This is a genomic window from Hymenobacter norwichensis DSM 15439 (assembly GCF_000420705.1).
In the GTDB taxonomy this organism is placed as follows: Bacteria; Bacteroidota; Bacteroidia; order Cytophagales; family Hymenobacteraceae; genus Hymenobacter; species Hymenobacter norwichensis.
Map to the genome: position 1 here is coordinate 915,195 of NZ_ATVL01000008.1, position 11,691 is coordinate 926,885.

Genomic DNA, 11,691 nt, shown 5'->3' on the forward strand with positions numbered 1-11,691 from the left:
TCCTGTTCAGGAACCAGCGTCCGGTGGGGTAGTTACGGCCTGCATTTCCTTTCTGTAGAGCCAGTAGGAATACGCATACACTACTACCACCGAGCCTAATACCCCCACGATGAGTATGCCCGTAGCTACTTCCCCCGACCACAGCAGCGCTACAGCAGCACTCAGCAAGCCGGTAGCAAAAAACAGCCACCCCCCCACGCGGTGCACGCGGGCCCAGATGCGCGGAAACTCCAACGCCCAGGGCGTTTTGAAGCCCACAAAGTAGTTGGGCTGCACGGTGGTGAGGTAGTTGCCCATGAAGGCAAAAAACACCCCAGTAATTATGGAAAGACCTTTTCCATTTTGGCTCCCCGAGTGTAGCGCCGTATACAAACTGTACATGCTCAGTCCGCTCGTCAGCGCTACCGAGGCCAGAATCATCTTCTGATAGTTGACGTTGCTGGCTTTCAGTTGCTTCTTTGGGTCGAGGCGGGGCAGGAAGGTCAGCAGCAGATATATTCCAGCAGGCAAGCCCAGACACAGCAGCCAAATGGATTGCTTGCCGGTGTAGCCGTTGGCGTTGCCGCCGGTATCGAAGTGGGTAGGAATTTGGGTCGGCAGGGCGTCCCAAGTAATAGCCAGGTAAGCGGTAGGCAGCACCAGCAACACCAGCGTAAGCAAAGACCAAACGGAGAACTTGATTTTCATGGTAGTGAAGTTTGTTAGATAAGCTTTATCACTATAAACCAGGGGAGACTACACGGTACAGAACAGCCAGTATCATCACACTAAAAGCAATTACCAACACAGCTCGAAGCTGGCGCTGACGACAGCTTCGCCATAAGTGAAATCCAGTGCGGTGTACTTGCGGTATAAACGTCAGGGCGCAATACAACACCAAGGGCAATGTGGCTACCTCTCGTAGCCATTGCTGATCAGCAAACCTATCGGCATGGCCGTTGGTGTAGTGCATAGGTACCTGCGTGGGAAGCAGGGCATCGAGATAATAGCACAACAACAAAGGCAACGCTGCAATCAAGGCCACTACCACTCCTCCTAAAAGGCTCTGATTTTTCATGGCTTTTGAAATTGCAGCAGCCAGCCCAGCAGCTCGTCCATCACCGTCATGTTGAGCGTGTAAGTCACGAACTGGCCCTGTTTATCGCTGCTCACCAGATCGGCTTGGCGGAGCAGGTCGAGGTGGTGGCTGATGGTGGGTTTTGAGAACTGAAAATGGTCGGCTATTTCCCCGGCCGTGCGCGGCTGCTCACGCAGCAGCTCCAAAATGGCGCGGCGCGTGGGGTCGTTGAGGGCTTTGAAGAGGGCGTTCAATTGCAGTTAGGTATTTAGACAAATATCTAACTATTTTTCACATCAGCAATACTGCTGGGCTACTTATTTCCACCACGAAAAAGCGGCACCTGATGCATCAGGTGCCGCTTTTTCGTTGCTATGAATCTTTATTAACTACGTTTATACTGTTGTAATACCTGACTTATTTTCTCTTTGGGGCCACTTAATCCTGAGAGAGTAATTACCTCAAGTTGCTTTTGGGTTTGACGGTTTTTAATAATCAAAATCTCAAAAGAACCAGCTTTTCCAGTGGCAACTGAATCAAGCACAGCCTGAATGTGCTTCCAAGGAAGAAACCCAAGCTTGGGAGTCCACAAGCCAACAGGCCCGAGCTTCAAGGCAACGTCTGTATTTAGTAAATTAATCACGCTTATTGCCCAGAGGGCAATACCTGCGAGCGTAGCACCGGCCACAACAGCTACATTAAGTGGGCTTTGAACACCACCCCATGCGGCAAGTACAAAGCTGATTGAGCCGAAAAATAAACCGAGATACCCGCCAGTAGGAGAATTGAGAAAAACGTAGGGATAGTCTTTCGGCTCCACTCCTACCTCCCAACTACCGCCGTTTTAATGCTCAGTTCCTTCAACTGCACTTCCGAAATCTGCGAAGGCGAGTCAATCATAACGTCGCGGCCGGAATTGTTCTTGGGGAAGGCAATGAAGTCGCGGATGGAATCGGCGCCGCCGAAGAGGCTGCACAGGCGGTCGAAGCCGAAGGCAATGCCACCGTGGGGCGGGGCGCCGTACTCGAAGGCGTCGAGTAGGAAGCCGAATTGGGCTTTGGCTTCTTCATCGGAGAAACCGAGCAAGCTGAACATGCGGGCCTGCACGGCGCGGTCATGAATCCGGATGGAGCCGCCACCCACTTCTACGCCGTTGATTACCATGTCGTAGGCGTTGGCGCGTACCTCCCCTATCGTGTCGGGGTTGTCGAGCAGGGCCATATCCTCGGGCTTGGGCGAGGTGAAGGGGTGGTGCATAGCGAAGTAGCGTCCTTCTTCCTCGATGTATTCGAGCAGCGGGAAGTCCACCACCCATAGCGCCGAGAAGACGTCTTTGTTGCGCAAGCCGAGGCGCTGGCCCATTTCCAGGCGCAGTTCCGAAAGGGCTTTGCGGGTTTTGTTCGGCTCACCGGCCAGCACCAGCAGCAAGTCACCGGGCTGGGCATTGAAGGCGGCTTTCCACTGCTGAAGCTGCTCCTGCTCGTAGAACTTGTCCACCGACGACTTCACGGAGCCATCGGCTTCAACGCGGGCATACACCAGGCCGGTAGCGCCAATCTGCGGGCGTTTCACGTACTCGGTTAGCTCGTCGAGCTGCTTGCGGGTGTAGCTGGCCGCGCCGGTAGCGCAGATGCCTACTACCAGGCCGGCGGCTTCGAATACTGGAAAATTGTGGCCTTTTACCAGGTCGTTCAGCTCCACGAACTTCATTTCGAAGCGTGTATCGGGCTTGTCGTTACCGTAGAAGCGCATGGCATCCTGGTAGGTCATGCGGGGCAGCGTCCCGATTTCCAGGCTCTTCACTTCGCGGAAGAGGTACTGCACTAGGCCTTCGAAGGTGTTGAGGATGTCTTCCTGCTCCACAAACGACATTTCGCAGTCTATCTGCGTGAACTCCGGCTGACGGTCGGCGCGCAGGTCTTCGTCGCGGAAGCACTTCACGATTTGGAAGTACCGGTCGAAGCCCGACACCATGAGCAGCTGCTTGAACGTCTGGGGCGACTGGGGCAGGGCGTAGAACTCGCCGGGGTTCATGCGGGACGGCACCACAAAGTCGCGGGCGCCTTCGGGCGTGCTTTTGATGAGCACGGGCGTCTCCACTTCAATAAACTCCTGGCCATCGAGGTAGCGGCGGGTGGCCTGGGCCACGCGGTGGCGCAGCATTAGGTTCTGGCGCACCGTGTTGCGGCGCAAATCTAGGTAGCGGTACTTCATCCGCAGGTCGTCGCCGCCATCGGTTTCGTCTTCGATGAGGAAGGGCGGCAGCTTGGCCGGGTTGAGCACGTCAATCTTCTCCACCCGAATTTCGATGCCGCCGGTGGGCATCTTGTCGTTTTTGGAGTAGCGCTCGGCTACTTTACCGGTCACGCTCAGCACGAATTCGCGGCCCAGCTGGCGGGCTTGCTCGCGTACGGAGTCGGCTTCTTGGCCTTCTTCCAGCGTGAGCTGCGTGAGGCCGTACCGGTCGCGCAGATCCACCCACAGAATGCCGCCTTTGTCGCGGGTGCGCTGTACCCAGCCGCAGAGCGTTACGGTTTCATTGATGTGTTCGGGGCGAAGTTCGCCGCAAGTGTGCGTCCGGAGCATGATGTTACGGTATCAAGTATTTGGTAATAAGTATCAAGTATTGAAGAAAAGCACCGAAACGTACTCTCTTCTACTTACTTGATACTATTCTGAGGGCGAAGGTAAGCAGTAAAATCAGGCCTGATTTCAAATTTTGCGACCTTTGGGATGGTAGCACCCGCAGGCAGTTCTGCGCAAACTTCCTTTTCAACTTATTTTCGAGCGTTTCGGCGCTTCCCGTGCAAATTGGTACGGAGTATGCAAAACGCCCAACCAACCACGTCCTTCTTTCTGCCTGGCCTTCTCTTACCTCTCTAGTTTATCATGAAACGCTCCGCTCTTCTACTCCTGGCTGCCGCCCTGTTCTCCTTCTCCGCGCAGGCCCAAACCAAAGTTAAAACCAAAGCCAAGGCCGCCGATGGCACCGAAGTAAAAACCAAGTCGAAGGCGGATGATGTGGTGCTGAATGGCCCCATCAAGCGCGTAGAAACCTTGTCGGGCATCGATATTTTCCCGGCCAGCGGCGGGCAGAGCATCATGCTCAGCTTCACCCAGCAATTCACTAAGCCCGGCACGCTGGTGATGACCAACTACAAAAACCAGCCGGTGTACACCACCGCCCTCGACCCCGCCAACAACACCGGCGAGCCGGTAGACCTGGGCCGCATTCCGGCCGGCAACTACCTCATCGAAGCCAAAACCGGCAACTACGTGTACTGGAAGAAAGTGAAAGTCACGTATCCGTCGCCCGCCGTTACCAAGAAAAAGCGCCGCTAATTGACCTTGAAACTTGTTTGCGCAGCTCCGAAGTTATCCGCTTCGGAGTTTTGCGTTTATCGGCACCTGCACCAAGCACAAGCTTAGCGCGGCATCCTCCGTACCTTTCCGCCCTGTTATGAAAACCACCTCTCGTTTCTCTTTTATTGCCCCGCTCCTGCTGGCGGTGCTGGTGCTGGCAGCTTTTGTCGCGCCCAAGCTCAAGAAAACCTCCGTCAGCAAGAACATATCCGTCGGCGTGCCCGAAGGCTTCACGGCCCTGCCCGACGATGGTATTGCGGTGAAATACCCTTCGCCGCGCAAGCCGCTGGCTGTGTTCAGCAACGCCAACGGCCGCGTCGATTTCAGCGTGGCCCAAAAGCCCAGCACGTTCAGCAACCGGGATTATGGCCTGCTGCTCAAAATCTACAAGGCCAGCATCCAGAACATGTATTCCAAGGTGGACTTCCTGACCGAGGACATCCGCACCATCAACAAGCGTGATTTTGTGGTGCTGGAGTTCGTGTCGTCGGTGGCCGACAACCGCCGAGGCAGCAACCTAGCGCCCATCCGCCGCTACCAGATGGTACAATATGCCATTGAAGGCGACCAGCTCACGGTCTTCACCTTCGTAGCTCCCGCCGACGAGCAGGCCCAATGGCAACCCACCGCCCAAGCCGTGATGAGCAGCATTGTAATGAAGTAGATTAGACCGTTAGCCCGTCATGCAGAGCATGTGGCGCATCAAGCCAGGGACGAAGCATCTCTCCTGCTGACACCAGATTACTAACTCAACCTCAGCCCGCGAGATGCTTCGCTGCGCTCTGCATGACGGTTTGTAAACATGCCGCTTTCCCTTCACTCCCACGAAGCCTACATGCGCGAAGCCCTAAAGCAGGCGCGGTACGCCTTTGCGGAAGAAGAAATTCCGATTGGGGCGGTGGTGGTGCTGGATAAGCAGATTATTGCGCGAGCCTACAACCAAACCGAAAAGCTGCGCGACGTGACGGCCCACGCTGAAATGCTGGCCCTTACGGCCGCCGCCAACCACCTCGGCAACAAGTACCTCACCGACTGCACCCTCTACGTCACGATAGAGCCTTGCGTGATGTGCGCCGGCGCTACCGCCTGGGCTCAGATCCGGCGGGTAGTGTACGGCGCCGACGAGTTGAAGGTGGGCTTTCGGCGGCACGGCAACCTATTGCACCCCAAGGCTGAGCTGGTGCGCGGTGTGCTGGCCGAAGAGTGCAGCGCCTTAATGCAGGAGTTTTTCGCGCGGAAGCGGAAATAAGCTACTTTTGGCCGCTTCCGTAACCCTACCGGGCTTACGGTGGTTATAAAAGCTGTCGGCCGCTGGCCGATGGGAATAGCTTTTCAACCTTTCCACAATAAACCCTACAACATCATGGCTTTCGAACTGCCCCAACTTCCTTATGCCTACGACGCCCTGGAACCGCAAATTGATGCGCAAACCATGGAAATTCACCATACCAAGCACCATCAGGCCTACGTAACCAACCTGAACAATGCCATTGCCGGTACGGAGCTGGAAGGCAAAAGCCTCGAAGATTTGATGCAGAACATTGCCTCGGCCCCAGCCGCCGTACGCAACAACGGCGGTGGCCACTGGAACCACTCCCTGTTCTGGACCATCTTGGGCCCGAACGGTGGCGGTGAGCCAACCGGCGCCGTTGGTGAGGCCATTACGGCTGCTTTCGGTAGCTACGAGAAGTTCAAGGAAGAATTTACCAAAGCCGCTACCACGCGCTTCGGCTCGGGCTGGGCGTGGTTGTGCAAGCAGGCCGACGGATCGGTGAAAATCTGCTCAACTCCTAACCAAGATAACCCCTTGATGCCCGACGCTGGCTGCTCCGGTACCCCCGTATTGGGCCTCGACGTGTGGGAGCACGCCTACTACCTGAAGTACCAGAACCGTCGCCCCGACTACATTGCGGCCTTCTACAACGCCATCAACTGGGACGAGGTAAACAAGCGTTTCGCTGCGGCCGCCTAGTTACTGGCTTACCACATGCAGAAACGGGTTCGGATGCGTGGCGTCCGAACCCGTTTTGCGTTCAGGAGGTTATGATACCCTACCCTTTTCCTGTATTTTGAATTTATAATGGACCCTCAACTTGTAGCAAAATCGGCGGGGGCGCTGGCCGATAAGTACCGGCTGCGCCTGGTACTGGCCCTCAGCCGGCAGGATACGCTGAGCTTTGCTGAGGCCCAGGAACTGACGGGCCTCTCGCAGCCCTGCACCTCGCACCACCTGAAAGTGCTAGCTGAAAGCGGCCTGATTACCACCCAAAAGTGTGGCCGTTGCGTGCAGGTGAAGCTGAACCGTGAAGTGCTACGGGATCTGTCTGGTTTTCTGAGCGAGCTGGGCTAATTTTTTCTCTTAACCCATCCAAACATTTAGATTAGTTGATGCTTTATAGCCTCGTTATTCTTAACCAACCCTTTTGTTTTTCCGCATGGCTTCCCAAACTTTTTCACCAGCCCAGCTAGGCTCGCTTCAGCTTCAGAACCACTTGGCTATGGCCCCCATGACGCGCTGCCGTGCCCTCGGTAACGTGCCTAATACCCTAATGGCTGAGTATTATGCCCAGCGTGCTTCCGCTGGCCTCCTCATCACCGAGGGCACGTCGCCTTCGCCCAACGGCTTGGGCTACGCCCGTATGCCCGGCTTGTTCAATGCTGAGCACGTTGCCGGCTGGAAGCTCTCCACCGATGCTGTGCACGCTAAGGGCGGCCATATTTTCGTGCAGATCATGCATTCCGGCCGCATCGGCCACGCCCTGAACCTGCCCGAAGGGGCCGAAGCTGTGGGCCCATCGGCAGTGGCTGCCGCCGGCCAGATGTGGACCGACCAGCAGCAAATGCAGGACCACCCCACCCCCCGGGCCCTGACCACCGAGGAAGTACGCAGCACCATCCAGGAGTTCGTGCAGTCGGCTAAGCTGGCCATTGAAGCCGGTTTTGATGGCGTAGAGCTACACGGAGCCAACGGTTACCTACTGGAGCAGTTTCTGAACCCCACCAGCAACCAGCGCACCGATGAGTACGGCGGCAGCGTGCAGAACCGCGCCCGTTTCGTGCTGGAAACCGCCAAGGCGGTGGTAGAAGCCATTGGTGCTGAGCGCACCGGCATCCGCCTCTCGCCCTGGGGCACGGCCAGCGACATGGCGCACTACCCTGAAATCGACGAAACGTACGCGTACCTGGCTGAAGAGCTACAAAAACTGAACCTGGTGTACCTACACCTTGTGGACCACTCCAGCATGGGCGCCCCCGCCGTTCCGGCTGAAACGGTAGCAACCATCCGCCAGAAGTTCACCAACACGCTCATCTTGGCTGGCGGCTACAATACAGTAGAGGAAGTGGAAGGCGCCCTCGAAAGCGGCCGCGCTAACCTGGTAGCTATTGGCCGCCCGTTCGTTTCCAACCCCGACCTAGTTGCCCGCTTAAAGCAAGGCACCGAGCTGGCCCCTTACGACCCCAATACCTTCTATGCCCCCGGCCCCGAAGGTTTCCACCAAGGCTACACCGACTACCCGGCCTTGGCTGAAACCGAAGCCGCTACCAAGTAAGCAAGCCTACTTTAACCGCAAAGCAAAAAGCCTCTTCTGTAGCAGAAGAGGCTTTTTGCTTTGCGGTTAAAGTAGGCTTGAGTTCAAATTGAGGTACCATGGGGGCTTCACGTCGGAACAGTACATTTACTTATCTTTGAAGGCCCGGTCCGCGCAAGTGGCCGGGTTGTTCTTTTTTTGCGCTTTCTCTCTTCTTTCCGGGGCCTCAGGCGCCAAGCAGAGCAAGGCGCTTAGCGTATGAACTGCCGCACCCCACCGCCGGGCTATGCGGAATCAACCTGTTTCATTTTTAAAGCTTCTCCTGCATGAATACTAAGCTGCGTCTCATTGTCCTGAGCTTTCTGCAGTTCTTTATCTGGGGCTCGTGGCTGATAACCATCGGGGCGTACTGGTTTCAAACCAAGCAATGGTCGGGCGCTCAGTTCGGAGCTATTTTCTCGACCATGGGCATTGCCTCGATTTTTATGCCTTCCCTGATGGGCATTGTGGCCGACAAGTACATGAACGCCGAGAAACTGTACGGCATCCTGCACATTCTGGGGGGCATCGTGCTGTTTACCGTGCCGCTCGTGACGGACCCCGGCACCATGTTCTGGGTGATGCTGCTGAACATGATTTTCTATATGCCCACGCTGGCCCTCTCCATTGCAGTGTCGTACTACGTGCTCAAAAGCCGCGGCGGCGACATCGTGCGTGATTATCCGCCCATTCGGGTGTGGGGCACGGTGGGCTTTATCGTGGCTATGTGGACGGTGAGTTTGCTGGGCTTCGAGAAGTCGGCCAACCAGTTTTACGTGGCGTCTGGAGCGGCTATTCTGCTAGGTTTCTATTCGTTCACGCTGCCCAAGTGCCCGCCTACCGCCAAGGACACGCCGAGCCGCTCCTTGGTTGACGTGCTAGGGCTGAAGTCGTTTGCTTTACTGCGGGACACCAAGATGCTTACCTTCTTCCTGTTCGCTATGCTGCTGGGCGCGGCGCTCCAGCTCACCAACGCCTACGGCGACACCTTCCTGCATGACGCCAGCAAAAATGTAGCTCCTATCAACATTGAATCTTGGTCACAGGTTTTGTCTGAGTTGGCATCCAATCCTTCTAGCACGCTCAGTGGCTTATCTGCAAAATACCCGGCCATTATCATGTCCATTTCGCAGATTTCAGAAACGCTTTTCATCTTGGCCATACCCTTCTTTTTGCGTCGCTTTGGCATCAAGCAGGTTATGTTTTTCAGCATGATTGCCTGGGTGTTACGGTTCGGCTTGTTTGCTTATGGCAATCTGGAATCCAACCTATGGATGATTATCCTCTCGTGCATTGTGTACGGCATGGCCTTCGACTTCTTCAACATCTCTGGCTCGCTGTTCGTCGAGAGTCAAACGGCTCCTTCTATCCGGGCTAGTGCGCAGGGCTTATTTATGATGATGACCAACGGCTTTGGGGCTGTGCTGGGTAGTTCGTTGAGCGGCATCATAATTCAGGAATATTTCACCAACGCCGACCAAAGCAAGGACTGGCACAGCATCTGGATAACCTTTGCCTTGTATGCCCTGGTAATTGCCGTGCTGTTTGTGGTGCTGTTCAAGCACGAGCACAACCCGCAGGCCGCACAAGAACCATACGCTGAGCCACAACTAGCCGCGGAATAGGATTCAGATTACGGCCGTTGGGCAGTTGCCCAACGAATAATGCGGACCGCAGGAAGCACACTTGTTGCTTCCTGCGGTCCGCATTATTCGTTTAGAAGTATTGGTCCAGTTCAGGTTTTAATGGAAATTGCCAGTATATGGCATCAACTTCGCCCCTGCTGGGCTCCTTCGACCTTTCCACGGCTTTCACCCAACATGGGTTCCAGCCATTAAATTGGTTTTACGCATCATTTGGTGAACTACCCCGCCGCGAAATTTACCAGCTAGCTTCTGCCGAAGCGCGCCAAACGGTTTTGGATACACTAGCCGTAAGCCACGACTTAGAGGCCGCTACTGTAGTTCATTCCGTCTACTTGGAACAAGCCAGCAAAACGCCCGAATGGCACTACCACGCCTTGTCACCGGGCCCGCGCCTGCTGCTCTGGTTCTACGACCGGGGATTGTACGGCGACCAAGGAGCGCAGCTGTTCTACTCGCCTCACACCGATGCAACCTTGTTGGCGCAGGTTCGGGCCGCTCTCACAGCACAACTTGATACTGGCCAATTAGAGCGTCAGCGTATTCAGGTGCTACGGCTGGCAAGCAATGACCTGGAGTTTTCGCCGCTGCCGCTCAAGATTCCAGCGCTTGACTTGGCTACACACTACAACGACGACCTCCTGCCAGTGCATGAGGCCATTGTGAACCGCTTGCAAAAGCCCGACGATAAAGGCTTAGTGATTCTGCACGGCCCGCCCGGCACCGGCAAAACCAGCTACATCCGGCACCTGTGTGGCCTCACCGACAAGCCCAAGCTGTTCATTCCGCCCAACTTGGCCGTGCGCATCGCCGACCCCGAGTTCATCAATCTGCTTCATGACAACACCAATTCCATCCTCATCATCGAGGATGCAGAGGAACTACTGTCTAAGCGCGACGGGCATGGCGGCAATGCCGTCAGCAACCTGCTCAACCTCTCCGACGGCCTGCTCTCCGACGGGTTTCACATCCAGATTATCTGCACCTTTAACGCCGACATTGCTCGCATCGACAAGGCGCTATTGCGGAAAGGTCGCCTCATTGCCTCTTACAATTTTGAGCCACTAACACAGCTTAAAGCCCAAGCGCTGGCCGCTAGCCTCAGCCAGGAACAACCTGTTACCGAACCTACTACGCTAGCCGACATTTATAACCGCGAAGAGCAGGTGTTTACCAGCGAGCCTAAAAGCACGGGCCGCATCGGCTTCGGACAGGCTCGTTAACCAGCTTCCTAGTATAAAAAAGGTCTATAAAAAGTTCGTTTCCAGTAAATGCAAAACCCCGCTTTACGAGCTGTAGAGCGGGGTTTTGTGGTAAAATAGGCCATAAAACCTGAAAGTAGAAAGCTGCTAGCTAGTTTTAACTGCTCTACTTTCAAGTTAGAAATCCACTTGATTACCTAAGATGTGAGCTTAGAATTGCTCGTCGGGGCCGAAGAAGAAGTTGCCTTCGATTTGGGCGTTTTCGTCGGAGTCGGAACCGTGTACGGCGTTGGCTTCGATGCTCTTAGCGTACTTCTTCCGGATAGTGCCTTCGGCTGCCTGCGCAGGGTTGGTAGCGCCAATCAGCGTACGGAAGTCAGCTACAGCGTTGTCTTTCTCCAGGATAGCCGCTACAATAGGGCCCGACGACATATACTTTACCAGGTCGCCGTAGAAAGGACGCTCTTTGTGCACTTCGTAGAACTGGCCGGCGCGCTCGGCGGTCAGCAATACTTTTTTCAGAGCAACAATGCGAAAACCACCCTCTTCGATCATGCTCAGAATACCACCAATGTGGTTTTCCTGCGTGGCGTCGGGCTTAATCATGGTGAACGTGCGGTTCGTGGCCATCTTTTCTATGGGTTGGGGTTAGAGGAATTCCTGTGTAGGGAAACGCAAAGAGTTTGCGGGCGCAAAAGTAGAGGGTTTAGGCGGGAAGTTGTTACCCGTAACCAAAGTTGCGCTTAAAGCCTGCATTATCAATTTGGCACCGGGCGGGCAGTGGAGCCAGGTAATTCCGGGCACAATTGCACCAAACCCAAAGCTGTTTTGTTGGAACCCAGAATATTTACGACTTT

General features: G+C 55.2%; 13 protein-coding genes. 8 read left to right on the forward strand and 5 right to left on the reverse strand.

Annotation, left to right across the window (positions count from 1 at the left end; translation table 11 throughout):
- Positions 1 to 6 precede the first annotated feature (6 nt).
- From G536_RS28070 to aspS, 4 genes are all read right to left on the reverse strand, one after another.
- On the reverse strand, positions 7 to 687 hold the full coding sequence (locus tag G536_RS28070) for an SdpI family protein (protein WP_022824393.1): 681 nt from the start codon (positions 685 to 687) through the stop codon (positions 7 to 9).
- A 366-nt stretch (positions 688 to 1,053) separates the two neighbouring features.
- Positions 1,054 to 1,311, reverse strand: a complete 258-nt coding sequence (locus G536_RS0114840) for an autorepressor SdpR family transcription factor (protein WP_022824395.1) — start codon at positions 1,309 to 1,311, stop codon at positions 1,054 to 1,056.
- Between the two features lie 131 nt (positions 1,312 to 1,442).
- The gene (locus tag G536_RS0114845; RefSeq protein ID WP_157530643.1) at positions 1,443 to 1,877 is read right to left on the reverse strand and encodes a hypothetical protein; all 435 of its coding nucleotides are present in this window, start codon (positions 1,875 to 1,877) and stop codon (positions 1,443 to 1,445) included.
- Positions 1,878 to 1,879: 2 nt separating this feature from the next.
- A complete protein-coding gene (gene aspS / locus G536_RS0114850; RefSeq protein ID WP_022824397.1) occupies positions 1,880 to 3,643 on the reverse strand; it encodes an aspartate--tRNA ligase in 1,764 nt (587 codons plus the stop codon).
- 303 nt (positions 3,644 to 3,946) lie between these two features.
- On the opposite strand from aspS, the gene G536_RS0114855 reads away from it, so the two are divergent.
- The 8 genes from G536_RS0114855 (at position 3,947) to G536_RS30755 (ending at position 10,855) form a co-directional block, all read left to right on the forward strand.
- Entirely contained in the window at positions 3,947 to 4,399 is a 453-nt protein-coding gene (locus tag G536_RS0114855; RefSeq protein WP_022824398.1) for a hypothetical protein, read from the forward strand.
- Positions 4,400 to 4,517: 118 nt separating this feature from the next.
- Positions 4,518 to 5,084 carry a hypothetical protein gene (locus G536_RS0114860; protein ID WP_022824399.1) on the forward strand — a complete coding sequence of 189 codons (567 nt, stop codon included), beginning with the start codon at positions 4,518 to 4,520 and terminating at the stop codon, positions 5,082 to 5,084.
- A gap of 138 nt (positions 5,085 to 5,222) precedes the next feature.
- Entirely contained in the window at positions 5,223 to 5,669 is a 447-nt protein-coding gene (locus G536_RS0114865; RefSeq protein ID WP_022824400.1) for a nucleoside deaminase, read from the forward strand.
- 114 nt (positions 5,670 to 5,783) lie between these two features.
- Positions 5,784 to 6,392, forward strand: coding sequence for a superoxide dismutase (locus G536_RS0114870; RefSeq protein WP_022824401.1), 609 nt, complete (start codon positions 5,784 to 5,786; stop codon positions 6,390 to 6,392).
- Positions 6,393 to 6,500: 108 nt separating this feature from the next.
- Complete coding sequence (locus G536_RS0114875; RefSeq protein WP_022824402.1) at positions 6,501 to 6,770, forward strand: ArsR/SmtB family transcription factor; 270 nt, start codon at positions 6,501 to 6,503, stop codon at positions 6,768 to 6,770.
- A gap of 85 nt (positions 6,771 to 6,855) precedes the next feature.
- Positions 6,856 to 7,971 carry an alkene reductase gene (locus G536_RS0114880; RefSeq protein ID WP_026880207.1) on the forward strand — a complete coding sequence of 372 codons (1,116 nt, stop codon included), beginning with the start codon at positions 6,856 to 6,858 and terminating at the stop codon, positions 7,969 to 7,971.
- Between the two features lie 305 nt (positions 7,972 to 8,276).
- Positions 8,277 to 9,614 (forward strand): nucleoside permease, encoded by a 1,338-nt coding sequence (locus G536_RS0114885; protein ID WP_022824404.1) that lies wholly within the window; start codon positions 8,277 to 8,279, stop codon positions 9,612 to 9,614.
- Positions 9,615 to 9,751: 137 nt separating this feature from the next.
- Positions 9,752 to 10,855 (forward strand): AAA family ATPase, encoded by a 1,104-nt coding sequence (locus G536_RS30755; RefSeq protein ID WP_022824405.1) that lies wholly within the window; start codon positions 9,752 to 9,754, stop codon positions 10,853 to 10,855.
- Between the two features lie 189 nt (positions 10,856 to 11,044).
- On the opposite strand, the gene G536_RS0114895 is transcribed toward G536_RS30755, so the two are convergent.
- Positions 11,045 to 11,464: a nucleoside-diphosphate kinase gene (locus G536_RS0114895; protein WP_022824406.1), complete on the reverse strand. Its 420-nt coding sequence runs from the start codon at positions 11,462 to 11,464 to the stop codon at positions 11,045 to 11,047.
- Between the last annotated feature and the right edge of the window lie 227 nt (positions 11,465 to 11,691).